We start from the raw sequence: 24,675 nt of genomic DNA on the forward strand, positions 1-24,675 counted from the left end.
CCCTTGGCGGACCAATGGACCAGGGTCCTCCCGAACCGGGTCCTCCCGAACCGGGTCCTCCCGAACCGGGTCCTCCCGGAACCGGCTCCTGCTGAACCGGGCCCCTCCGCGCTGGAGCCCTCTCTCACGGGACCGGGTGAGCCGGCCCTCCCCGGGGCGAGTCGGTGATGCCGCCCCGGGTGGGCCGGTGGCCCGCTGGGCTGTCCAGGGCGCGCCCTCCCCCTCCGGGGGTCTTGGGCGCCCGTACAACAGGCCCGGGACCATCTCCCCGGCCGGAGCCACCGACAGCCCCGGGGCGGGCACCACGCACCGGCCACCGGCGGGCCCCGCGTCGCGGAAGACCGCCGCCCGACGCTTCCGGCCCCGGTGCCCGGGTGCTTCCGGCACGCCGCGCCCTCCTCAGCCGCGCCTGTCCGCCGCCCTCCGCATCCGCGGAATCCGCGGCACCGGCAGCGCCGCCGCGATACGCCCCCGCAGGGACGTCCAGCGGGCCGAGACCGCCCAGACCACCCGCACGGCCGAACGCGGAGCGACCCGTGCCCGCAGCCGCGCGCCGCGCCCGGCGCCGTCCCGCAGTCCGGCCGCCGTCCGGCGTATGTCCTCCGCCAGCCCCGCCGTCGGGCGCGGGTGCGGGGCGTAGAGCGCCTGCTCCACGGCGCCGGCCACCCGGTGCACCGCGGCCGAGGGCTCGGGGCCGAGACGGCCCAGCCGCACGATCCGGTCCGCCGCCCGGCGCGGTGTCCGCGACTCCAGGGGCGGGATGCCGTGGTCCCAGGCCGAGTCGGTCAGCTCCTCCCAGGCGGCCAGCGCGGCCGTCGCCGCGTCCGCCTCCGAGCGGCCGGGCGTCCCCAGCCGCCGGGCCCGGGCCCGCAGCCGCCACAGCATCGGCGCCAGCGGGACCAGCAGGAGGAGCAGCCCGCCCAGCACCTTGACCGCCACCCCCGGCCCCCCGGGACCGCCACCGCCCGCGACCGGCACGGCCCGGGCCGACTCACCGGCGCACACGCCGGGCTGCCCGCCGCCCGCCGCGCACTCCTCCTCGGCCGAGGGCGCCGCCGAGGGCTCCGCCTCCGGGGCCCGGGACGGCAGCGCCGGGTCCGCGTCCGCGCGGTCCGGTGCCTCAGCCATCGTGTACGACGGGGCCGAGCCCCGGGTCGGCGTCGGCTCGAAACGGGTCCAGCCCACGCCCTCGAAGTACAGCTCCGGCCAGGCGTGCGCGTCCTTCAGGCTCACCGACACCGAGCCGTCCGCCCGCGTGGAGCCCGGCGCGAAGCCGACCGCGACCCGCGCCGGGATGCCCAGCGAACGCGACATCGCCGCCATCGCGAAGGAGAAGTGCACGCAGAAGCCCCGCCGCTCGTCGAGGAACCGGACCATGCCCGCGGGACCACTGCCCACGTTGACCTCGGTGTCGTACGTGAAGCCGCCGTTGACCGCGAAGAACTCCTGGAGCCGGACGGCCCGCTCGTACGGGTTCGCCGCGCCCGCCGTGATCTCCCGGGCGGTGCGGCGCACCACCTCCGGCAGCGAGTCCGGCAGCTCCGTGTACTCCCGCACCAGCGCGGCCGGCGGCGGCGGAGCCCCGGCCAGCTGCGCGGCCGTCGGGCGCACGTCCAGGCTCGTCACCTCGTACGTCAGCCCGCTCGTGCGCTGCCCGTGGTCGCCGATCAGGGTCATCCCCACCGGCTCGAAGCGCCACTTGCCGCCGACCGCCACACCGGTGGGCGGGTACGGCATCGGCAGCCACTCCTGGGCGTATCCGCCGGCCGCCGTGATCGTGCTGCGCACCTGCGTCCGCGCGACGTCCGGCCCGAGGCCCATGGGGGGCGGGAAGGTGCCCTCCGGCACTGTGGTGATGCGCCGCTTGGACGGCTTCCAGGTGCTCCCGTCGAAGTCGTCCAGGGAGACGATCCGCAGATACAGGTCCGAGAGGGAGTCGGCGTCGGTCCGGACCGTGAGGACCTCGCGGTCGTCGTCGTTGTTGAGGCTGTCCCGCAGGGAGACCAGCGGGTTCACCGCCGAGATCGTGCCGCCCCCGCCGCCCTCGCCCCGGCCGCTCCCGGCGCCGTCCAGCAGCCCGCCCTCCATCGCGGGCAGGGCCAGCGGCACCACCAGGGCGGTGCCCAGCGCCAGCGCGCCGATGCGGCGCCCGGTGCGCACCGGGGTCACCGCCCCGGGCCGCCGGCCGTCCGGAGTACGGGCCGCGCCGCCGAAGACCCGGCCCCACCGGGCGAGCCGCTCGCGGCCCTCCGCGAGCAGCAGCATCAGATAGCCGCCCGCCGCCGTCAGGAACCACAGCCAGTCCGAACCGGCCTCGGAGAGCCCCGCTGCCACCGAGTACAGCGCCAGCAGCGGCAGACCGGCCGGGGCGGCGCTGCGGAAGGTCACCGCGAGGGTGTCCACCAGCAGCCCTATCACCAGCACCCCGGCGATCAGCATCAGCCGGATGCCGTCGGACTCCAGCGGCGCCGGGGCCGCGTACCGGGCGATGTCGTCGGCGCCCTGCCGCAGCAGCTCCGCGAAGTGCCGGAACGCCTCGGGCCCCGGCACCAGCCCGGCGAACGCCTGGGTCCGGGCGAAGACCAGGGTCAGCAGCGCCAGCGCCGTCACGGCCTGCGCCGCCACGGTCAGCGGCCGTGCCAGGGGCACCCGGCGGGCCGCCGTGCCCACCCCGGACTGGACCGCCAGCAGGAACGCCGCCTGGAACAGCCAGGACGGCGGGTCCACCAGCGGCAGCAGCGCGCACGCCGTCATCAGCGTGGCCGCCCACGCGCACAGCGCCAGCCGTACCTGCCCGCTCATCGCACACCCTCCCCGCCCGCCGGGGCGAGACCGGCGCGCTGCCGGTCCGCCGAGCGCCACAGCTCCTCCAGCGGGACGCCCCTCGACACCTTCACCGCCGTCCATCCGGCCTCGCGCAGCGTCGTCAGCCCCTCCTCGGCCCGGTCCGTCCCCGCCCCCGGACCGGCGGGCTCGTGCGACCAGGAGGCGTCGTCGAGGATGGAGACGGACTCGTGCCGCCAGGAGGCGTCGTCGAGGACGAAGGCGACCGCGGTGCCGCCGTGCCGCCGCATCCGGCCGGCCAGCGCCGCCTGCTCCTCGTCCAGTTCACCGAAGAAGGCCACCAGCAGACCCTCGGTCCCGCCGCGCAGCACGTCGTGGGCGGCGGACAGATCCGTGCCGTCCGAGTGGTCGATCACCGCGAGCGTGTCCATCAGCATCCCGGCCGCGTCGGCCGACTCCTGGCCCGCCCCGGCGAAGCCGTCCGCGCCCTCGCCGGGCACGGCGGTGCCGGTGTCCGTGAGCAGCCGGACCGACAGCCCCCGCTCCAGCAGGTGCATCAGCACGGAGGCGGCCCCGGAGACGGCCCACTCGAACGCCGAGTCCGGGCCCGCGCCCTCATAGGCGATGCCCCGGGTGTCCAGCAGGACCGAGCAGCGGGCGCGCTGCGGTTGCTCCTCCCGGCGCACCATCAGCTCGCCGTGGCGCGCGGTGGAGCGCCAGTGCACCCGGCGCAGGTCGTCGCCGTACCGGTAGCCGCGCGGGATCACGTCGTCCTCGCCGGCCAGCGCCGGGGAGCGCCGCCGCCCCTCGCCGTACCCGGTGGCCCCGCCGCCGAACCGGACCGGCGGCAGCGGCTCCACGCGCGGGATCACGGTGAGGGTGTCCCGCGTGGAGAAGGACCGGGTCAGCTCGCACATCCCGAACGGGTCGGCCAGCCGGAGCTGGAGCGGGCCCAGCGGATAGCGGCCGCGCAGGTCCGGACGGACCCGGTAGGACACCTCGCGCTTCCCCGCCGGCTCCACCCGGTCCAGCACGAAGCGGGGGCGCGGCCCGAGCACGTAGGGCACCCGGTCCTGGAGCATCAGCAGACCGGTGGGGAGCCGGGAGATGTTCTCGACGCGCAGATGGACCCGGGCCTCGCTGCCCGCGGGCACCCGGCCCGGTTCGAGCCGGCGGCTGCCCGCGACCCGGTGCCGGGTCCGGTACAGCACCGTCGCGCACACCAGCGGCAGCACGCCCAGCAGCAGGCCGACCCGCAGCAGGTCGCCCTGTCCGAGGACGTAGGCGCAGACGGCGGCGGCCGCACCGGCGGCCAGGAAGGAGCGCCCCCGGGTGGTCAGACCGGTCAGCGCGGTGCGGACACCGCCCGCCCGGTCCTCCTCGTCCCGGGTCCCGTCCGGCCCCCCGGCGGTGGTCATCACGGCCTCCGCGGGGGCTGCCCGTGCGGCGGGGTGCCCCGGCCCGCGCCGGCGCGCTGCGGGTGCGCGGCGGGCACCGGGGTGCGCTGGAGGATCTCCCCCACGATCTGCTCGGCGCCCCGCCGGTTGAGCTGGGCCTGGGAGGTGGGCAGCAGACGGTGCGCCAGCACCGGCACCGCGAGAGCCTGCACGTCGTCCGGCAGCGTGAAGTCCCGGCCGCCGAGGGCGGCGGACGCCCTGGCCGCGCGCAGCAGGTGCAGCGTGGCGCGGGGGGAGGCGCCGAGCCGCAGGTCGGGGTGGGCGCGGGTGGCGGCGACCAGGTCCACCGCGTACCGCTTGACCGGCTCCGCGACGTGCACGGCGCGGACCGTCTCGATCAGCTTGAGGATGTCGTGGGCGTGGGCCACCGGGTGGAGGTCGTCCAGCGGGCTGGCCCCGCCGTGCACCTCCAGCATCCGCAGCTCGGCCTCCGGGCCCGGGTAGCCGATGGAGACCCGCGCCATGAAGCGGTCGCGCTGGGCCTCGGGCAGCGGATAGGTGCCCTCCATCTCGACCGGGTTCTGCGTCGCCACCACCATGAAGGGGCTGGGCAGTTCGTAGCTCTGCCCGTCGATGGTGACCTGCCGCTCCTCCATGGATTCCAGCAGCGCCGACTGGGTCTTGGGCGAGGCGCGGTTGATCTCGTCGCCGATCACCACCTGGGCGAAGATCGCGCCCGGCTTGAACTCGAAGTCCCGGCGCTGCTGGTCCCAGATGGAGACGCCGGTGATGTCCGACGGCAGCAGGTCCGGGGTGAACTGGATGCGGCGCACCGAGCAGTCGACGGACCGCGCCAGGGCCTTGGCCAGCATGGTCTTGCCGACTCCCGGGACGTCCTCGATCAGCAGGTGTCCCTCGGCCAGCAGCACCGTCAGCGCCAGCCGGACGACCTCGGGCTTGCCCTCGATCACGGTCTCCACGGAGGCGCGCACCCGCTCGGCCACCGCGGTCAGCCCGTCGTCCGTCACCGGCTCCGCACGCACGGGGTGCCCCCCATGGCTCGCCCGTTCCTCAAAGGTCGTCACCCGTGGCCCTCCTCGGCCCTTTCCCTGCTCAGCGCGGAGCGGGGAATCCCCAGCTTGCCGGGCCGGTGCCTGCGGCGGGGCGGCCCGCCCCTCATCACGGACGCCGCGCGGAAGAGGTTCCGCGGGGTGCCGCTCCCGCATTCTCGCCGCCGCCATGGATTCGTGTCACTCGCCTGTGGACAACTACCCGCACATTGTCAGCTTTCCCGACTTTCGGTATTCCTGTGCGGCGTTGTCCGCCGGGGGGCGCGGCACCGGTTCCGGCCGGGCGGACGCCGGCTCAGCCCGGGGTGACCTCGCGCAGCCCGCCGGTCTGCACGTCGAAGACGAAGCCGCGCACATCATCGGTGTACGGCAGGAACGGCGAGGTCCGCACCCGCTGGATGGACTGCCGGACGTCCTGGTCGACGTCCCGGAAGGCCTCCACGGCCCAGGCCGGGCGCTGTCCGACCTCCAGCTCCAGGTCGTGCCGGAACTCCTCGGTGATGGTCTCCATGCCGCAGGTCGTGTGGTGGATGAGGACCACGCTGCGGGTGCCCAGCGCCCGCTGGCTGATGGTGAGCGAGCGGATGACGTCGTCCGTGACCACACCGCCCGCGTTGCGGATCGTGTGGCAGTCGCCGAGCTGGAGGCCGAGGGCGGCGTGCAGGTCGAGCCGGGCGTCCATGCAGGCCACGACCGCGACGCGGCGCACGGGACGGGCGTCCATGCCGGGGTCGGCGAACGCGGCCGCGTACCGCTGGTTCGCCTCGACGAGCCGGTCCGTGACGGTGCCGCCCGCCGGGGCGGAGTCCGAGCCTGTGGGTACCGATGCAGAAGTCGTCATAACCATGACGTTACTGCTCGCCCGTTCGGGGGGTCCGGCGTGAAACGGGGACAAAGAACGTCATCGTGGCGCGCTGTGAGCCAATCCACAGGGCGGTACGAAGGCCGCCGTCCGAGTGAAAAGCCGCACGGCGCCGGTCGGCGGACCGCGGGGTCCGCGACGCGCAGGCCGGTTGATTGACCGCGCGACACGGTGGACTAAAGTGACGCGAAGCGGGAGACGCGGCTCTCCCTGCTGGACTGAATTCCCCGGAGATGCGGCCGATGCCGCCGGATCTCCCCGCGTGCGCGGCGCGTACGTACGGCTCGGCCTCCTCCCGCTCCGGTCGGCCGACGCCCCCGGCGCCGGTCGCCATCCCGTTGACGGGCGTGCGGGGAACCGGCGTGCGTGACGCCGCGCCGGACCTGAGAGGGCCCCGTGAGCCTAAGACACGTCCCGGTGATGCTCCAGCGGTGCATGGACCTGCTGGCGCCCGCCCTCCAGGAGCCGGGAGCCGTCGTCGTCGACTGCACCCTCGGGCTCGGCGGGCACAGTGAGGCGCTGCTCACGCGCTTCCCGGGGGTCCGGCTCATCGCGCTGGACCGCGACAAGGAGGCCCTGCGGCTCTCCGGCGAGCGGCTCGCGCCCCACGGGGAGCGCGCCACCCTGGTGCACGCCGTCTACGACGAACTCCCCGACGTGCTGGAGCGCCTGGGCGTACCGCGCGTCCAGGGCGTCCTGTTCGACCTCGGTGTCTCCTCCATGCAGCTCGACGAGGCCGACCGGGGCTTCGCCTACGCCCAGGACGCCCCGCTGGACATGCGGATGGACCAGACGACCGGCATCAGTGCCGCCGAGGTCCTCAACACCTACCCGCCGGGCGAACTCGTCCGCGTCCTGCGGGCCTACGGCGAGGAGAAGCAGGCCAAGCGGATCGTCTCCGCCGTCGTCCGCGAGCGGGAGCGGGAGCCGTTCGGCAACAGCGCCCGCCTGGTGGAGCTGATCCGCGATGCCTTGCCGCAGGCCGCCAAGCGCACCGGCGGCAACCCGGCCAAGCGCACCTTCCAGGCGCTGCGCATCGAGGTCAACGGCGAACTCGCCGTCCTGGAGCGGGCGATCCCGGCCGCCGTGGGCGCCCTCGCCGTCGGCGGCCGGATCGCGGTGCTCTCGTACCACTCCCTGGAGGACCGCCTGGTCAAGCAGGTCCTCGCGGCCGGGGCCGCCAACACGGCGCCCGCCGGGCTGCCCGTCGTCCCGGAGCGCTACGCGCCCCGGCTCAAGCTGCTGACGCGCGGTGCCGAACTTCCCACCGAGGAGGAGATCGCCGAGAACCGGCGCGCGGCCCCGGCGCGGCTGCGCGGCGCCGAGCGCATCAGGGAGGACGCCGAGTGAGCCGGGCCATGCGCCGGGCCGGGATCCGCCGCCCGGCCCGAAGGGAGGGCACATGAGCGGAAAACCGCGGCTCAAGGGCAGGGCGGCCCGCCTCGCCCGGCTCTTCCCGGCCGGCAGCCGCGTCCGCCGGGCGGCCCGCGCGCCCTTCGTCCTGCTCGTCGTCCTGCTGCTCGGCGGCGGCCTCATCGGGCTCCTGGTCCTCAACTCCGCCCTCAGCGAGGGCTCGTTCCAGCTGGAGGACCTGAAGCAGCGCACCAAGGGCCTCACCGACGAGGAGCAGGCGATCCAGCGGGACATCGACGCCTACTCCGCGCCCCGCGCCCTGGAGCGGCGGGCCCGCGAACTCGGCATGGTGCCCGGCGGCGACCCGGTCTTCCTCGCCCCCGACGGCGCCGTCCGGGGCTCCGCGAGCCCCGCGCCGACCCCGCTGCTCCCCGCCCCCGAGGCGCTCACCCCGCCCCCGGCCCCGGCCACGCCCGGCGCCGGCCCCTCCGCCACCCCCGCGCCGACCGCGAGCGCCTCCGGGACCACCGCCCCGCCGGGTGCCCCGGCGAGCGGCACTCCCGGGTCCGGCGCCCCCGCGTCCACCAGCACCCCCGCCCCGCCCGGCACGGCCGCCACCGGCCCCGCCGGCGCGCCCCCGGCCACCGAGGCCCCCGCCACCCCGACCCCGACCCCCGGCAGGTGAGGAAGTGTCCGACAGGCAAGCGCCGCGCCGCCGTGTGCCGGGCCCCGCCCGGCCCGCGCGCCCCGCGGCGAAGCGGCAGCCCGGCCCGGCCGCCCGAACGGCCCGCGGCCCCCGGCCGTCCCGACCGGCCCCGTCCCGCGCCCTCCGGCTCGGCAGCCCGCGCCCCCGGCTGCGCATGGTCGGGCTCGCCCTGACCCTGGTGCTCGGCGCCTTCGTCTTCCGGCTGCTCCAGGTGCAGGCCGTCGACGCCGGCACCTACACCGCCAAGGCCGAGCAGAACCGCTATGTCGTCCACACCCTGTCCGCCGAGCGTGGCGGCATCACCGACCGCAACGGCGTGGCCCTGGCGACCACCGTGGACTCGTACGACATCACCGCCGACCCCACGATGTTCACTCCCGAACAGCTCTCCGTCGACGACGGGCCCGAGCAGGCGGCGGCCCTGCTGGCCCCGATCCTCGGCGAGGACCAGGACAGGCTCCTGGCCCAGCTGCGGCCGAAGAACAAGGAGCTGCGCTACGTCCGGCTGGCCCGGCTGCGCACCCCGCAGGTCTGGAACCAGATCAAGGACCTCAAGTCCGCGCTGAACACCAGGGCCAGGACGGACCCCACCGCGGTCAACGTCCTCGCGGGCGTCTTCGCGGACCCCAGCAGCAAGCGCGTCTACCCCGGCGGCGACCTCGCCGCCGGAGTGCTCGGCTGGGTCGGCGCCGACGGCGAGGGCGGCGGCGGCCTGGAGCGCCAGCTCGAGGCGACCCTGGCGGGCGAGGACGGCGAGATCCGCTACGCGCAGTCCGGCGGGCGCCAGGTGCCCACCGCGGGCTCCAGCGGGACCCCGGCGGTGCCGGGCAGCGACGTCGAGCTGACCCTCGACCGCGACATCCAGTGGGCCGCCCAGCACGCCATCAGCGAACAGGTGAAGAAGTCCCGGGCGGACGGCGGCTACGTCATCGTCCAGGACACCCGCACCGGCGAGATCCTCGCCATGGCCAACTCGCCCGGCTTCGACCCCGGCGACCTCGCCCACGCCGACCCCGAGGCCCTCGGCAACGGCGCCCTCCAGGACGCCTACGAGCCCGGCTCCACGGCCAAGGTGCTGTCCATGGCCGCCGTCCTGGAGGAGAACGCCGCCACCCCCGGGACCCATGTCACCGTCCCCAACCGGCTGCACCGCGGCGACCGGCTCTTCAAGGACGACATCGACCACGCCACCTGGTACCTGACGCTCAACGGGGTACTCGCCAAGTCCAGCAACATCGGGACGATCCTGGCCACCGGCCAGCTCGGCAAGGACCAGGACGAGGCGAACCGGGTGCTCTACTCCTATCTGCGGAAGTTCGGCCTCGGCGAGTACAGCGGCCTCGGCTTCCCCGGCGAGACCAAGGGCATCCTCGCGCCCCCCGGCCAGTGGTCCACCTCGCAGCAGTACACGATCCCTTTCGGCCAGGGTGTCTCCGTCACCGCGCTCCAGGCGGCCTCCGTCTACTCGACCATCGCCAACGGCGGCGTCCGCGTCGCCCCCACCCTCGTCCGCGGCACCAAGGGGCCCGACGGGCACTTCGAACCCGCCCCCGAACCCGCGAAGAAGCGCGTGGTCAGCGAGAAGACGGCCAGGACCCTGGCCCGGATGCTGGAGTCCGTCGTCGACGACGAGGAGGGCACCGGCGCCAAGGCCCGCATCCCCGGCTACCGGGTGGCCGGAAAGACCGGTACCGCCAACCGGGTGGACCCGGCCACCGGCAAGTACCGCGGCTACACCTCCTCGTTCGCCGGGTTCGCCCCCGCCGACCAGCCCCGCGTCACCGTCTACTGCGCCATCCAGAACGCCACCAAGGGCAACTACTTCGGTGGCCAGATCTGCGGCCCCATCTACAAGGAGGTCATGGCCTTCGCCCTGAAGACCCTCCAGGTCCCGCCGACCGGGGCCGCCCCCGCCAACCTCCCGGTCACCTTCCAGCCCTGACCGCCCCCGCGGTCCCCGCCCCCTCCGAGCCGTCCCCCACCCGCCCCCGCGCCACGGCGCCCGCCCCGGCCACCGCCGGGGCGGAGCCCGACGGCACCGCCGGTACCGAGCCACCAGGAACCATTCGTGACCACCATCACCCCGGATTCCGGGAACCAGAGCGACCCCCACGACTCACTTCGCCCGGAGGCGGGTGAGCCCGGTACGCTCACCGCCGTGCCACACGCTGATCAGTCCCAAACCACCCAGAAGGGCCGCTCCGTGACCCATCCGGGACCCCCCCGGCCCGTGCGCAGCACCACCACGGCGCTCACGGAACTCGCCGGCCAGCTCGGCGTCACCGCCCCGGACGGCACCGTCGGCGTCACCGGCATCACCCACGACTCGCGCGCCGTCCGCCCCGGCGACCTGTACGCCGCCCTGCCCGGGGCCCGTCTGCACGGCGCCGACTTCGTCACCCAGGCGGCCGGTCTCGGCGCCGTCGCCGTGCTGACCGACCCGGACGGCGCGGAGCGCGCCGCGGCGGCCGGACTGCCGGCCCTCGTCGTGGACGACCCGCGGGCACGGATGGGCGACCTGGCCGCCACCATCTACGGACGCCCCGGCGACGGACTGCTCCAGATCGGCATCACCGGCACCTCCGGGAAGACCACCACCGCCTACCTCGTCGAGGGCGGGCTGCGCACGGCCAGGACCACCGGGCTCATCGGCACCGTCGAGATGCGCATCGGCGACGAGCGCATCCCCTCCGAGCGCACCACCCCCGAGGCCACCGACCTCCAGGCCCTCTTCGCCGTCATGCGCGAGCGCGGCACCGAGGCGGTCGCCATGGAGGTCTCCAGCCACGCCCTGGTCCTCGGCCGGGTCGACGGCTGCGTCTTCGACATCGCCGTCTTCACCAACCTCAGCCCGGAGCACATGGAGTTCCACTCCGGCATGGAGGACTACTTCCAGGCCAAGGCGCAGCTCTTCACCCCGCGCCGCAGCAGGCTCGGCGTCGTCAACACCGACGACGAGTACGGCCGCCGGCTCGCCCGGCAGGCCACCGTGCCGGTCGTCACCTACTCCGCCGAGGGCCACCCGGACGCCGACTGGCGCGCCGAGGACGTCACGCTCGGCCCGCTCGACTCGACGTTCACCGCGGTCGGACCGGAGGGCGAGCGGATCCCCGCCCGCTCGCCGCTGGCGGGCCCGTTCAACGTGGCCAACACCCTCGCCGCGATCGCCGCCCTGGCCGCCGCCGGGCTCGACCCGCGGTCCGCCGCCGAGGGCGTCGCCGCCGTCCCGGGCGTCCCGGGCCGCCTGGAGCGCGTCGACGCCGGGCAGCCGTACCTCGCGGTGGTCGACTACGCCCACAAGACCGACGCCGTGGAGTCCGTGCTGCGGGCCCTGCGCAAGGTGACCGGCGGGCGGCTGCACGCCGTCCTCGGCTGCGGCGGCGACCGGGACACCACCAAGCGCGAGCCGATGGGCGCGGCGGTGGCCCGCTTCGCCGACACGGCCGTGCTCACCTCCGACAACCCCCGCTCCGAGGACCCCCTCGCCATCCTCGCCACCATGCTCCGCGGCGCGGCCTCCGTGCCCGCGCACGAGCGCGGCGAGGTGCAGGTCTTCGAGGACCGGGCCGCCGCCATCAGCGCCGCCGTCGGTCTCGCCGGCCCCGGCGACACCGTGCTGGTCGCGGGCAAGGGCCACGAGCTGGGCCAGGACATCGCCGGGGTGGTCCGTCCCTTCGACGACCGCCAGGTGCTTCGCGAAGCCATTCAGAAGACCCAGGGATGAACTCCCGCATGATCCAGGGGATGAACTTGTGATCGCCCTCTCCCTCGCCGAGATCGCAGAAGTCGTCGGCGGGCAGATGCACGACATACCGGACGGGTCCGTCGAGGTCACCGGACCGGTCGTCCGGGACTCCCGCGAGGCGGGTCCCGGCAGCCTGTTCGTCGCCTTCGTCGGTGAGCGCGCCGACGGCCACGACTTCGCCCGCGCGGTCGTCGGTGCGGGGGCGGTGGCCGTGCTCGGCTCCCGTCCCGTCGGCGTGCCCGCGATCGTCGTGGACGACGTGCAGGCCGCCCTCGGGGCCCTCGCCCGGCACGTCGTGCGGCGGCTCGGCGCCACGCTGGTGGCGCTGACCGGGTCGGCCGGCAAGACCAGCACCAAGGACCTCATCGCCCAGGTGCTCCGGCGCAAGGCCCCCACGGTCTTCACACCGGGCTCGCACAACAACGAGATCGGGCTGCCGCTCACCGCGCTCACCGCCACCGAGGAGACCCGCTTCCTCGTCCTGGAGATGGGCGCCCGGGGTGTCGGCCACATCCGCTACCTGACCGGGCTGACCCCGCCCCGGATCGGGCTGGTCCTCAACGTCGGCAGCGCCCACATCGGCGAGTTCGGCGGCCGGGAGCGGATCGCCGAGGCCAAGGGCGAACTCGTGGAGGCCCTCCCGCCGGCGGCCGAGGGCGGCACCGCCGTCCTCAACATGGACGACCCCCTGGTGCGCGCCATGGCCTCCCGGACCGAGGCGAAGGTGCTGTTCTTCGGTGAGTCCGACGAAGCGGACGTACGCGCCGAGAACGTGCGACTCACGGACAGCGGGCAGCCCTCCTTCCGGCTTCTCACACCCTCCGGTGCAAGCGATGTGACCATGCGCCTGTACGGTGAGCACCACGTGTCGAACGCGCTCGCCGCGGCCGCCGTCGCCCACGAGCTGGGCATGTCCGCAGACGAGATCGCCACCGCGCTCTCCGAGGCGGGCTCCCTCTCCCGCTGGCGGATGGAGGTCACCGAGCGCCCGGACGGTGTGACGGTCGTCAACGACGCCTACAACGCGAACCCCGAGTCCATGAAGGCCGCGCTGCGCGCGCTGGCGGCCATGGGCCGTGCCTCCCGGGCACGCGGGGGCCGCACGTGGGCGGTGCTCGGCAGGATGGCCGAGCTGGGGGACGAGTCGCTCGCCGAGCACGACGCGGTCGGACGGCTCGCCGTCCGGCTCAACGTCAGCAAGCTCGTCGCGGTCGGGGGCAGGGAAGCCGCCTGGCTGCAATTGGGCGCATATAACGAGGGTTCGTGGGGTGAGGAGTCGGTGCACGTGTCCGACGCACAGGCGGCTGTCGACCTGTTGCGCAGCGAGCTGCGCCCGGGGGACGTCGTGCTCGTGAAGGCGTCCCGGTCGGTGGGGCTGGAGAGTGTCGCCGCGGCGCTCCTGGAGACCGGCGCCGAGGGTGAGGTCGCCGCCCGATGATGAAGCAGATCCTGTTCGCGGGAGTCATCGGCCTCTTCCTGACGCTGGTCGGCACGCCGCTGCTGATCAAGCTGCTGGCCCGCAAGGGCTACGGCCAGTACATCCGCGACGACGGGCCGCGCGGGCACGCCAGCAAGCGCGGCACGCCGACGATGGGCGGCATCGCCTTCATCCTGGCCACGGTCATCGCCTACTTCCTGGCCAAGGTGATCACCGGCTACCTGGACGGGGAGGCGGACACCGGGCCGACCTTCTCGGGTCTGCTGGTGCTGGGTCTGATGGTCGGCATGGGCCTGGTCGGCTTCCTCGACGACTACATCAAGATCGTCAAGCGGCGTTCGCTGGGCCTGCGGGCCAAGGCGAAGATGGCCGGGCAGCTCATCGTCGGCATCGCCTTCGCCGTCCTCGCCCTGCAGTTCGCCGACAACCGCGGCAACACCCCGGCCTCCACCAAGCTGTCGTTCATCACGGACTTCGGCTGGGCCATCGGCCCGGTGCTGTTCGTCGTCTGGGCGCTGTTCATGATCCTGGCGATGTCCAACGGCGTGAACCTGACCGACGGTCTGGACGGCCTGGCCACCGGCGCCTCCGTCCTCGTCTTCGGCGCCTACACCTTCATCGGCGTCTGGCAGTTCCAGGAGTCCTGCGCCAACGCGCAGACCCTGACCAACCCCGGTGCCTGTTACGAGGTGCGCGATCCGCTCGACCTGGCGGTGGTCGCCTCCGCGCTGATGGGCGCCTGCCTGGGCTTCCTCTGGTGGAACACCTCGCCGGCCAAGATCTTCATGGGCGACACCGGTTCGCTGGCGCTCGGCGGTGTCCTCGCGGGCCTCGCGATCTGCTCGCGCACCGAGCTGCTGGTCGCCATCCTCGGCGGCCTGTTCGTCCTCATCACCATGTCGGTCGTCATCCAGGTCGGCTCCTTCCGGCTCACCGGGAAGCGGGTCTTCCGGATGGCACCGCTCCAGCACCACTTCGAACTCAAAGGCTGGTCCGAGGTCCTCATCGTGGTCCGCTTCTGGATCATCCAGGGCATCTGCGTGATCGTCGGACTCGGCATCTTCTACGCGGGATGGGCAGCGGACAAGTGACCTCCTCGGTGCCTTCGGACTTCACCGGCAAGCACGTCACCGTGGCCGGCCTGGGCGTCTCCGGCGTCCCGGCCGCCCGGGTCCTCAGCGGCCTGGGCGCCCGCGTCACCGTCGTCAACGACGGCGACGACGAGCGCTCCCGGAGCCAGGCGGCGGAGCTGGAGCCGCTCGGCGTCACCGTGCGCCTCGGCGACGGCGACACCCTGCCCGAGGGCACCGAGCTGATCGTCACCGCCCCCGGCTGGCGGCCGGACAAGCCGCTGTTCGCCGCCGCCCGCGAGGCCGGCGTCCCCGTCTGGGGCGACGTCGAACTCGCCTGGCGGCTGCGCGGCCCCGGCGCCGCCCCCTGGCTGGCGGTCACCGGCACCAACGGCAAGACCACCACCGTGCGGATGCTCGCCGCCATGCTGACCGCCGCCGGGCTGCGCACGGCCGCCGTCGGCAACATCGGCGTCTCGCTGCTGGACGCGGTCACCGGCGACGAGGAGTACGACGTCCTGGCCGTGGAGCTGTCCAGCTACCAGCTCCACTGGGCGCCGTCGGTGCGCGCCGACTCGGCCGCCGTGCTCAACCTCGCCCCCGACCACCTCGACTGGCACGGCTCCATGGCCGCGTACGCCGCCGACAAGGGCCGCGTCTACGAGGGCAACCGCGTCGCCTGCGTCTACAACACCGCCGACCCGGCCACCGAGGACCTGGTCCGCGGGGCCGACGTCGAGGAGGGCTGCCGGGCCGTCGGCTTCACCCTCGGCGCCCCGGGCCCGTCCCAACTCGGCGTCGTGGACGGCATCCTGGTCGACCGCGCCTTCGTCGAGGACCGGCAGCGCAACGCCCAGGAACTCGCCGAGGTCTCCGACGTCCGCCCGCCGGCCCCGCACAACATCGCCAACGCCCTCGCCGCGGCGGCCCTGGCCCGCGCCCACGGCGTCCCGGCCGCCGCCGTCCGCGACGGGCTGCGGGCCTTCACCCCGGACGCCCACCGCATCGCGCACGTGGCGGACCTGGACGGGGTCGCCTACGTCGACGACTCCAAGGCCACCAACACCCACGCCGCCGAGGCGTCGTTGACGGCGTACGGATCGGTCGTCTGGATCGCCGGGGGACTCGCCAAGGGCGCCGCCTTCGACGAGCTGGTCGCCGGTGCCGCCGGGCGGCTGCGGGGCGCGGTCCTCATCGGCGCCGACCGGGCCCTGATCCGCGAAGCCCTGGCGCGACACGCCCCGGAGGTACCCGTCGTCGACCTCGACCGGACCGACACTGGGGCGATGCTCCAGGCCGTCCAGGAGGCGCGGCGGCTCGCCCGGCCCGGCGACACGGTGCTGCTGGCCCCGGCCTGCGCCTCGATGGACATGTTCACCAACTACAACCAGCGCGGTGACGCGTTCGCCCGGGCCGTCCGCGAACTCGGCGCCTGATCCGGCCGACCGCGCCGGGCGCTCTCGGGAGGGACGCGTGGGACGGTCCGAACCGACGTACAGGGGAGGCCGCGATGCCCGCTAGCCCCGGCAGCCGCACCGGGCGCCCGCCCGCCCAGCGGGCTCCCCGGCGACCCGCCCCGGCCCGCCCGCCGCGGGAGGACAACGCCGTCGTGCGCCTGTACCACCGGCTGCGCAGGGCCTGGGACCGGCCGCTGACGGCCTACTACGTGATCTGCGGCGGCAGTGCGCTGATCACCGTCCTGGGCCTGGTGATGGTCTACTCGGCCTCCCAGATCACGGCGCTGCAACTGTCGCTCCCGGGGTCGTACTTCTTCCGCAAGCAGTTCCTCGCCGCGCTGCTCGGGGCCGGGCTGCTGTTCGCCGCCATGAAGATGCCGGTGAAGCTGCACCGCGCCCTGGCCTACCCGATCCTCGCCGGTGCCGTCGCCCTGATGATCCTGGTCCAGGTGCCGGGGATAGGGATGGCGGTCAAGGGCAACCAGAACTGGATCTCGCTGGGCGGCTCCTTCCAGGTGCAGCCCAGCGAGTTCGGCAAGCTCGCCCTCGTCCTCTGGGGCGCCGACCTGCTCGCCCGCAAGCACGACCGGAACCTGCTGGGCCAGTGGAAGCACATGCTGGTGCCGCTGGTGCCGGCCGCGTTCATGCTGCTCGGGCTCATCATGATCGGCGGCGACATGGGCACCGCGATCATCCTCACCGCGATCCTCTTCGGGCTGCTCTGGCTGGCGGGCGCGCCCACCCGGCTGTTCGTCGGTGTGCTCTCCGTCGCACTGCTGATCGGCGCCGTGCTGATCAAGACCAGCGCCAACCGGATGGCCCGGATGGGCTGCCTGCTCGCCACCGACCCGGGCCCGGACGACACCTGCTGGCAGGCCGTGCACGGGATCTACGCGCTGGCCTCGGGCGGGATCTTCGGATCCGGGCTCGGTGCCAGCGTGGAGAAGTGGGGACAACTCCCGGAGGCGCACACCGACTTCATCTTCGCCGTCACCGGCGAGGAGCTGGGCCTGGCGGGGACGCTGTCGGTGCTCGCCCTGTTCGCGGCTCTAGGCTATGCGGGTATCCGCGTGGCCGGACGCACGGAGGACTCCTTCGTACGGTATGCCGCGGGAGGCGTGACCACCTGGCTCATGGCGCAGACCGTGATCAACATCGGTGCGGTCCTCGGACTGCTGCCGATCGCGGGTGTCCCCCTCCCGCTGTTCTCGTACGGGGGCTCCGCCCTGCTGCCGACCATGTTCGCCATCGGACTGCTGATCGCCTTCGCCCGCGACGAGCCCGGTGCGCGGGCGGCGCTTGCGCTGCGGCAACCCCGCTTTGGTAGAAAGCGGGGAACGGGGGGAAGCGGGGGCTCCGGACCCAAGCGGAAACCCCGGAGTCGGAACACGATGAGACGGCGTGCCTCTGCGGCGCGTCCGTCCGGAGAGCGGTGAATTTCGGTGCATGTCGTACTCGCCGGCGGAGGAACCGCGGGCCACATCGAGCCCGCGCTCGCCCTCGCGGACGCCCTGCGCAGGCAGGACCCGTCCGTGGGGATCACGGCCCTGGGCACGGAACGCGGTCTCGAGACCCGCCTCGTACCCGAGCGCGGGTACGAACTGGCGCTGATCCCGGCCGTCCCGCTGCCGCGCAAGCCCACCCCCGAACTGATCACCGTCCCGGGGCGGCTGCGCGGCACCATCAAGGCCGCCGAGCAGATCCTCGAACGCACCCGGGCGGACGCCGTGGTCGGCTTCGGCGGCTACGTCGCCCTGCCCGCCTACCTCGCGGCCAAGCGGCTCGGCGTGCCGATCATCGTGCACGAGGCCAACGCCCGCCCCGGGCTGGCCAACAAGATCGGTTCGCGCTACGCCGCCCAGGTCGCCGTCTCCACCCCGGACAGCAAGCTCCGCAACTCCCGCTACATCGGCATCCCGCTGCGCCGCTCCATCGCCACCCTGGACCGCGCCGCCGCCCGCCCCGAGGCCCGCGCCCTGTTCGGGCTGGACCCCAACCTGCCGACGCTGCTGGTGACCGGCGGCTCGCAGGGCGCCCGCCGCCTCAACGAGGTGATCCAGCAGGTCGCCCCCTGGCTCCAGCAGGCCGGCATCCAGATCCTGCACGCGGTCGGTCCCAAGAACGAACTGCCGCAGGTGCACCAGATGCCGGGGATGCCCCCCTACAGGCCGGTAAGTTACCTGGACCGGATGGACCTCGCGTACGCCGCCGCCGACATGATGCTCTGCCGCGCGGGCGCGATGACCGTCGCCGAACTCTCCGCCGTCGGGCTCCCGGCCGCCTACGTCCCGCTGCCCATCGGCAACGGCGAACAGCGGCTGAACGCCCAGCCGGTGGTCAAGGCCGGCGGCGGACTGCTGGTCGACGACGCGGAGCTGACGCCCGAGTGGCTGCAGCACAACGTGCTGCCCGTGCTCGCCGACCCGCACCGGCTGTACGAGATGTCCCGCGCCGCCGCCGAGTTCGGCCGCCGGGACGCCGACGACCTGCTCGTCGGCATGGTGTACGAGGCGATCGCCGCCCGTGCGCGCCACTAGGAACGTCTGACGGAGGGCAGGGAGCGTGGCCGGACCGACCACCACCGCGGAGCGCGGCGAACGTCAGCGGGAGTCGTCCGGCCCGCCCCCCGGGGGGCGGTTCACGGCGCCGGGCCTTCGTACGATCGTCATCTCGGCCATCGTCCTCGTGCTCCTGGCGGGCGGCGGGGTGTGGGTCCTCTACGGTTCCCACTGGCTGCGGGTGGAACGCGTGTCCGTCGCCGGAACGCGCGTGCTGACCCCCGACGAGGTGCGCGCGGCGTCCGGGGCACCGCTCGGCGCCCCCCTGGTCTCCGTCGACACCGGCGCCATCGAGGCACGGCTGCGCCGGGCGCTGCCGCGGATCGACACGGTGACGGTGGAGCGCTCCTGGCCGGACGGGATCGGGGTGAAGGTGACCGAACGCACGCCGGTCCTGGTGATGGAGAAGGGCGGGACCTTCACCGAAGTGGACGGGAAGGGCGTCCGGTTCGCCACCGTCCCGAAGGCCCCCGAGAAGGTCCCCGTGCTGGATCTGGACGTCGTCCGGACGGGGTCGGCGGCGGCCGCCGCGCGGCGCTTCGGCGAGGACCGCCTGGTGCGGGCCGCGGTCGAGGTCGCCGACACCGTCCCGGGGAAGGTCGCGCAGCGGACCCGGAAGATCAGGGTCCGTTCCTACGACGACATCGCGCTGGAGCTGGACGGCGGGCGGACCGTGGCCTGGGGGAGCGCCGAACTCGGCGAGGAGAAGGCCCGGACGCTCACGGCGCTGATGAAGGCCACCCCGAAAGCACGGCACTTCGACGTCAGCGCGCCCACGGCGCCCGCGTCATCCGGGAGTTGACGGCCATACCCGCAGGCCAGCACCCTGGTTGGGCAGCGCTACGGCTGATCACATAGGGTGAAAAGAAAAACGGGAGGTTCGGCGTGTTCGTTGAACGCGCGCCACGTGTCGACTTAGTGTCCTGTTCGGAAGACTCCAAGGAACGGACACACTGATAACCCTAAAGTTCAGCGTTAGGGTTCGGGTCGGCGCTACGGACCGTCCCATTCGGCATCAGTCGCCGGTCGCCGGGCAGCAGTGCTCCCGTCACCGGACGACACGTAACTCGAGGCGAGAGGCCTTCGACGTGGCAGCACCGCAGAACTACCTCGCAGTCATCAAAGTCATCGGTGTCGGCGGCGGTGGTGTCAATGCCATCAACCGGATGATCGAGGTCGGTCTCAAGGGCGTCGAGTTCATCGCCATCAACACCGACGCGCAAGCGCTGTTGATGAGCGACGCCGACGTCAAGCTCGACGTCGGCCGCGAACTCACCCGCGGACTCGGTGCCGGAGCCAACCCGGCCGTCGGCCGCAAGGCCGCCGAGGACCACCGCGAGGAGATCGAGGAGGTCCTCAAGGGGGCCGACATGGTCTTCGTGACGGCCGGTGAGGGCGGCGGCACCGGCACCGGCGGCGCGCCCGTCGTGGCCAACATCGCCCGCTCGCTGGGCGCTCTGACCATCGGCGTGGTCACCCGCCCGTTCACCTTCGAGGGGCGGCGCCGGGCCAACCAGGCCGAGGACGGGATCGCGGAACTCCGCGAAGAGGTCGACACCCTCATCGTGATCCCCAACGACCGGCTGCTGTCCATCTCGGACCGCCAGGTCAGCGTGCTCGACGCGTTCAAGTCCGCCGACCAGGTGCTGCTCTCCGGTGTGCAGGGCATCACCGACCTGATCACCACGCCCGGCCTGATCAACCTGGACTTCGCGGACGTCAAGTCCGTCATGTCCGAGGCGGGTTCGGCCCTCATGGGCATCGGCTCGGCGCGCGGCGACGACCGCGCGGTGGCCGCCGCCGAGATGGCGATCTCCTCGCCGCTGCTGGAGGCGTCCATCGACGGCGCCCGGGGAGTGCTGCTCTCCATCTCCGGCGGCTCCGACCTCGGCCTCTTCGAGATCAACGAGGCCGCCCAGCTGGTCAGCGAGGCCGCCCACCCCGAGGCCAACATCATCTTCGGCGCCGTCATCGACGACGCCCTCGGCGACGAGGTCCGGGTCACCGTGATCGCGGCCGGCTTCGACGGGGGCCAGCCCCCGGCCAAGCGGGACAACGTGCTCGGCTCCACCGCCGCCAAGCGCGAGGAGCCGGCCCCCGTGCGGCAGACCGAGAGCCGCCCGTCCTTCGGCTCCCTCGGCAGCGTCAAGCCGAAGGAGGAGCCGGAGCGCGGCATGCCCGAGCCGGTCAACGACCTGCCGCCGGTGGCCCCGCCGCCGGTCCCGCCGTCGCGGACCTACTCGGACAGCGCCGCCGAGGAACTGGACGTGCCGGACTTCCTGAAGTGATAGGACAGCGCGACACCGTGAACGGCGCGCACTTCGGCTTCACCGACCGGTGGGGCGGGGTGAGCGCCGTTCCGTACGAGGAGCTGAACCTCGGCGGCGCGGTCGGTGACGACCCCGCCGCCGTCACGGCCAACCGGGACCGCGCCGCGCGGTCGCTGGGGCTGGACCCCGTCCGGGTGGTCTGGATGCACCAGGTGCACGGCGCCGACACCGTCGTGGTCGACGCGCCCTGGGGGGACCGCCCGGTCCCGCCCGCCGACGCCGTCGTCACCGCCGAGCGGGGCCTCGCCCTCGCCGTGCTCACCGCCGACTGCGTGCCCGTCCTGCTGGCGGACCCGGTGGCCGGGGTCGCCGCCGCCGCGCACGCCGGGCGGCCCGGCCTGGCCGCCGGGGTGGTCCCGGCCGCCGTGCGGGCCATGACGGAGCTGGGCGCCGACCCCGCCCGCATCGTCGCGCGCACCGGACCCGCGGTGTGCGGGAGGTGCTACGAGGTGCCGGAGGAGATGCGCGCCGAGGTGTCCGCCGTCGAACCGGCGGCGTACGCCGAGACGGGCCGGGGCACCCCGGCGCTCGACGTGGGCGCCGGAGTGCACGCGCAGCTCGCGCGCCTGGGGGTGGGTGACCGGTCCCGTTCGCCGGTGTGCACCCTGGAGTCGCAGGACCACTTCTCGTACCGCCGCGACCGCGCCACCGGGCGTCTCGCGGGCTATGTCTGGCTGGACTGATGGGGCATGACGGACCGTAGGGATGAAATCGCCGCTAACCTGGCGAAAGTGGAGGAGCGGATCGCCGCCGCGTGTGCGGCGGCGGGCCGCCGCCGTGACGAGGTGACCCTGATCGTGGTCACCAAGACCTATCCGGCGGACGACGTCCGCCGCCTCGCCTCGCTCGGTGTGCGGCACGTCGCGGAGAACCGCGACCAGGACGCGGCGCCCAAGGCCGCCGCTTGTTCGGATCTGTCGCTTTCCTGGCACTTTGTCGGACAGCTCCAGACCAACAAGGTGCGTTCGGTGGTCGGTTATGCCGACGTCGTGCAGTCCGTCGACCGGGCGCGGCTCGTCACGGCGCTGTCGAAGGAGGCGGAGCGGGCCGGCCGGGAGGTGGGCTGCCTCCTCCAGGTGGCCCTCGACGCCGGGGAGGGCGGCCGCGGCGAGCGCGGCGGTGTCGCCCCCGGCGGGGTCGGGGAGTTGGCCGCCCGCGTCGCCGACGCGCCCGGGCTGCGGCTGGACGGGCTGATGACCGTCGCGCCGCTCACGGGGGAGTACGCGGGGCGTCAACAGGCCGCCTTCGAACGTCTCGTGGATGTGTCGGCGGGCCTGCGCCGCGACCATCCGGCTGCCACCATGGTCTCCGCCGGGATGAGTGCGGACCTCGAGCAGGCCGTGGCCGCCGGGGCGACACATGTACGCGTCGGCACCGCGGTACTCGGAGTCCGCCCCGTGCTCCGGTAACGTCGCCAAGAAGTCGGACCACAGTAGAAAATATGGTCATTACCGTCGAGAGGCGGACGCAACGACCTCGTGGATGGCGGGCACTTGGCAGTCGTCAGCCGATCCACCACAGAGCGGAGGACTCAGAGAATGGCCGGCGCGATGCGCAAGATGGCGGTCTACCTCGGCCTCGTGGAGGACGATGGTTACGACGGCCGGGGGTTCGACCCCGACGACGACTTCGAACCCGAACTGGACCCGGAGCCCGAGCGGGACCACCGCCGGCACGAACCGGCACACCAGCCGCATGGTTCACATCAGCCGCAAAGGGAAGAAGAGGTACGAGTCGTACAGCCGCCCGCCCAGCGAGAGCCGGTGCCCCGATCCGCTTCGCTCGCCGCTGAATCGGGCCGCCCCGCGCGGATCGCGCCCGTGGCGTCCATCACACAAGAACGCGCAAGCCTGGAAAAGAGCGCACCGGTCATCATGCCCAAGGTCGTGTCGGAACGAGAGCCGTACCGGATCACCACGCTTCACCCGCGGACCTACAACGAGGCCCGTACCATCGGGGAACACTTCCGTGAGGGCACTCCGGTGATCATGAATCTCACTGAGATGGATGACACAGATGCGAAGCGACTTGTCGACTTTGCCGCCGGTCTGGTGTTTGGTCTTCACGGCAGTATCGAGCGGGTGACGCAGAAGGTGTTCCTGTTGTCGCCTGCTAACGTCGATGTCACGGCGGAGGACAAGGCCCGTATCGCAGAGGGCGGGTTCTTCAACCAGAGCTGAGACGCACCACCGGTGGGCAGCGGGTCCGGAGCGGATCCGAGAGTTGGAACAGGGGAGAGGGAAGCACAGGGATGAGCGTGTTCCTGGATGTCGTCTACATCGCGTTGATGTGCTTCCTCATCGTGCTCATCTTCCGGTTGGTCATGGACTACGTCTTCCAGTTCGCCCGCTCGTGGCAACCCGGCAAGGCGATGGTGGTCGTTCTGGAGGCCACCTACACTGTCACCGATCCACCGCTGAAGCTCCTGCGGCGGTTCATTCCGCCGCTGCGTCTCGGAGGCGTGGCGCTCGACCTGTCCTTCTTCGTACTGATGATCATCGTCTACATCCTGATCTCGATCGTGAGCCGGCTGTGAGCGATGACAGAGACACGGGCTTGCCGAATGCCGACGACTACGTTGAGGTGAAGAGATGCCGTTGACTCCCGAGGACGTGCGGAACAAGCAGTTCACGACCGTCCGCCTTCGTGAAGGCTATGACGAGGACGAGGTCGATGCCTTCCTCGACGAGGTCGAGGCCGAACTGACGCGCCTGCTGCGCGAGAACGAGGACCTGCGCGCCAAACTGGCCGCCGCCACGCGCGCGGCCGCCCAGAACCAGCAGAACATGCGCAAGCCCCCGGAACCGCCGCAGGACCAGCAGCATCCCCAGCAGGGCATGCCGCCGCAGGGCATGCGGGGTCCCGGCGCTCCGGTGCCCGCCGGCATATCGGGCCCGCCGCAGCAGCAGATGGGTGGCCCCATGGGTGGTCCGCCCCAGCTGCCGAGCGGTGCTCCGCAACTGCCCGCCGGACCCGGCGGTCAGGGCGGTCCGCAGGGCCCCGGTCCCATGGGCCAGGGTCCCGGACCGATGGGTCAGGGTCCCGGTCCGATGGGTCAGGGCCCCGGCCCCATGGGACAGGGTCCCGGCCCCATGGGCCAGGTCCCCGGTCCGATGCAGGGTCAGATGGGCCCCGGCCCGATGGGCGGCCCCATGGGCGGTCCGCAGGGTCCCGGCGGCCCCGGCATGCCCGGTCCGCAGGCCCCCGGCGGCGACAGCGCCGCCCGGGTGCTCTCGCTCGCCCAGCAGACCGCCGACCAGGCGATCGCGGAGGCCCGTTCCGAGGCCAACAAGATTGTCGGCGAGGCGCGTTCGCGGGCCGAGGGCCTGGAGCGGGACGCCCGTGCCAAGGCGGACGCCCTGGAGCGGGACGCCCAGGAGAAGCACCGTGTCGCGATGGGCTCGCTGGAGTCCGCCCGCGCCACGCTGGAGCGCAAGGTCGAGGACCTGCGCGGCTTCGAGCGGGAGTACCGCACCCGGCTGAAGTCCTACCTGGAGTCGCAGCTCCGTCAGCTGGAGACCCAGGCGGACGACTCGCTGGCCCCGCCGCGCACGCCGGCCGCCGCGTCGCTGCCGCCGTCCCCGACGCCCTCGATGGCGCCGGCCGGCGCCGGTGCCCCGGCGTACGGCGGCGGTCAGTCGATGGGCGCGGGCCCCGGCCCGTCCTACGGCGGCCAGCAGCAGATGTCGCCCGCGATGACCCAGCCGATGGCGCCGGTGCGTCCGCAGGGTCCGTCCCCGATGGGGCAGGCGCCCTCGCCGATGCGCGGGTTCCTGATCGACGAGGACGACAACTGAGCCGGTGCGCGGGCGCCGTCGGGACGGCGTAGCGCACGGCACGACACAGGGGCGGGCCCCGGGTGTTCACCACCCGGGGCCCGCCCCTGTGTCGTGCGCGTTCGTGGT

At 73.5% G+C, this 24,675-nt stretch carries 20 protein-coding genes; 16 read left to right on the top strand and 4 right to left on the bottom strand.

Annotated elements, in window-relative coordinates:
• Positions 1–399 precede the first annotated feature (399 nt).
• The 4 genes from ACZ7LB_RS01965 to ACZ7LB_RS01980 form a co-directional block, all read right to left on the bottom strand.
• Complete coding sequence (locus tag ACZ7LB_RS01965) at positions 400–2,802, bottom strand: transglutaminase TgpA family protein (protein ID WP_471464893.1); 2,403 nt, start codon at positions 2,800–2,802, stop codon at positions 400–402.
• Entirely contained in the window at positions 2,799–4,202 is a 1,404-nt protein-coding gene (locus tag ACZ7LB_RS01970; RefSeq protein WP_471464895.1) for a DUF58 domain-containing protein, read from the bottom strand. Before ACZ7LB_RS01970 ends, ACZ7LB_RS01965 begins: the two co-directional genes overlap by 4 nt.
• Complete coding sequence (locus ACZ7LB_RS01975; RefSeq protein ID WP_471464897.1) at positions 4,202–5,266, bottom strand: AAA family ATPase; 1,065 nt, start codon at positions 5,264–5,266, stop codon at positions 4,202–4,204. The genes ACZ7LB_RS01970 and ACZ7LB_RS01975 overlap by 1 nt, the downstream gene beginning before the upstream one ends.
• Positions 5,267–5,546: 280 nt before the next feature.
• Positions 5,547–6,092, bottom strand: a complete 546-nt coding sequence (locus tag ACZ7LB_RS01980) for a beta-class carbonic anhydrase (protein WP_471464899.1) — start codon at positions 6,090–6,092, stop codon at positions 5,547–5,549.
• A 417-nt stretch (positions 6,093–6,509) separates the two neighbouring features.
• Between ACZ7LB_RS01980 and rsmH the strand changes: the two genes are divergently transcribed.
• The 16 genes from rsmH to ACZ7LB_RS02060 all read left to right on the top strand — a co-directional run bounded on the left by rsmH (position 6,510) and on the right by ACZ7LB_RS02060 (position 24,567).
• Positions 6,510–7,463: a 16S rRNA (cytosine(1402)-N(4))-methyltransferase RsmH gene (gene rsmH, locus ACZ7LB_RS01985; protein WP_471464901.1), complete on the top strand. Its 954-nt coding sequence runs from the start codon at positions 6,510–6,512 to the stop codon at positions 7,461–7,463.
• A gap of 52 nt (positions 7,464–7,515) precedes the next feature.
• Positions 7,516–8,151 carry a cell division protein FtsL gene (gene ftsL, locus ACZ7LB_RS01990; protein ID WP_471464903.1) on the top strand — a complete coding sequence of 212 codons (636 nt, stop codon included), beginning with the start codon at positions 7,516–7,518 and terminating at the stop codon, positions 8,149–8,151.
• Positions 8,152–8,155: 4 nt separating this feature from the next.
• Complete coding sequence (locus tag ACZ7LB_RS01995) at positions 8,156–10,114, top strand: peptidoglycan D,D-transpeptidase FtsI family protein (RefSeq protein WP_471464904.1); 1,959 nt, start codon at positions 8,156–8,158, stop codon at positions 10,112–10,114.
• Positions 10,115–10,375: 261 nt separating this feature from the next.
• The gene (locus tag ACZ7LB_RS02000; RefSeq protein ID WP_471465112.1) at positions 10,376–11,896 is read left to right on the top strand and encodes a UDP-N-acetylmuramoyl-L-alanyl-D-glutamate--2,6-diaminopimelate ligase; all 1,521 of its coding nucleotides are present in this window, start codon (positions 10,376–10,378) and stop codon (positions 11,894–11,896) included.
• Between the two features lie 28 nt (positions 11,897–11,924).
• Positions 11,925–13,355 (top strand): UDP-N-acetylmuramoyl-tripeptide--D-alanyl-D-alanine ligase, encoded by a 1,431-nt coding sequence (locus tag ACZ7LB_RS02005; RefSeq protein WP_471464905.1) that lies wholly within the window; start codon positions 11,925–11,927, stop codon positions 13,353–13,355.
• Positions 13,355–14,446 carry a phospho-N-acetylmuramoyl-pentapeptide-transferase gene (gene mraY, locus ACZ7LB_RS02010; RefSeq protein ID WP_471465113.1) on the top strand — a complete coding sequence of 364 codons (1,092 nt, stop codon included), beginning with the start codon at positions 13,355–13,357 and terminating at the stop codon, positions 14,444–14,446. The genes ACZ7LB_RS02005 and mraY overlap by 1 nt, the downstream gene beginning before the upstream one ends.
• 8 nt (positions 14,447–14,454) lie before the next feature.
• The gene (gene murD / locus ACZ7LB_RS02015; RefSeq protein ID WP_471465114.1) at positions 14,455–15,861 is read left to right on the top strand and encodes a UDP-N-acetylmuramoyl-L-alanine--D-glutamate ligase; all 1,407 of its coding nucleotides are present in this window, start codon (positions 14,455–14,457) and stop codon (positions 15,859–15,861) included.
• A 74-nt stretch (positions 15,862–15,935) separates the two neighbouring features.
• Positions 15,936–17,318: a putative lipid II flippase FtsW gene (ftsW, locus tag ACZ7LB_RS02020; RefSeq protein WP_471464906.1), complete on the top strand. Its 1,383-nt coding sequence runs from the start codon at positions 15,936–15,938 to the stop codon at positions 17,316–17,318.
• Positions 17,319–17,324: 6 nt separating this feature from the next.
• A complete protein-coding gene (gene murG / locus ACZ7LB_RS02025) occupies positions 17,325–18,419 on the top strand; it encodes an undecaprenyldiphospho-muramoylpentapeptide beta-N-acetylglucosaminyltransferase (protein ID WP_471464907.1) in 1,095 nt (364 codons plus the stop codon).
• A gap of 25 nt (positions 18,420–18,444) precedes the next feature.
• Positions 18,445–19,242, top strand: a complete 798-nt coding sequence (locus tag ACZ7LB_RS02030) for a cell division protein FtsQ/DivIB (protein WP_471464908.1) — start codon at positions 18,445–18,447, stop codon at positions 19,240–19,242.
• 286 nt (positions 19,243–19,528) lie between these two features.
• On the top strand, positions 19,529–20,728 hold the full coding sequence (gene ftsZ / locus ACZ7LB_RS02035; protein ID WP_471464909.1) for a cell division protein FtsZ: 1,200 nt from the start codon (positions 19,529–19,531) through the stop codon (positions 20,726–20,728).
• Positions 20,725–21,453: a peptidoglycan editing factor PgeF gene (pgeF, locus tag ACZ7LB_RS02040; RefSeq protein ID WP_265291541.1), complete on the top strand. Its 729-nt coding sequence runs from the start codon at positions 20,725–20,727 to the stop codon at positions 21,451–21,453. The genes ftsZ and pgeF overlap by 4 nt, the downstream gene beginning before the upstream one ends.
• Positions 21,454–21,459: 6 nt before the next feature.
• Positions 21,460–22,179, top strand: coding sequence for a YggS family pyridoxal phosphate-dependent enzyme (locus tag ACZ7LB_RS02045; protein WP_471464910.1), 720 nt, complete (start codon positions 21,460–21,462; stop codon positions 22,177–22,179).
• A gap of 129 nt (positions 22,180–22,308) precedes the next feature.
• Positions 22,309–22,950: a cell division protein SepF gene (gene sepF, locus ACZ7LB_RS02050; protein WP_161225187.1), complete on the top strand. Its 642-nt coding sequence runs from the start codon at positions 22,309–22,311 to the stop codon at positions 22,948–22,950.
• A gap of 71 nt (positions 22,951–23,021) precedes the next feature.
• A complete protein-coding gene (locus tag ACZ7LB_RS02055; protein ID WP_161168615.1) occupies positions 23,022–23,306 on the top strand; it encodes a YggT family protein in 285 nt (94 codons plus the stop codon).
• 55 nt (positions 23,307–23,361) lie between these two features.
• Positions 23,362–24,567: a DivIVA domain-containing protein gene (locus ACZ7LB_RS02060; protein WP_471464911.1), complete on the top strand. Its 1,206-nt coding sequence runs from the start codon at positions 23,362–23,364 to the stop codon at positions 24,565–24,567.
• Positions 24,568–24,675 lie beyond the last annotated feature (108 nt).

The sequence above is a fragment of the Streptomyces sp. NPDC107521 genome (genome assembly GCF_055598485.1).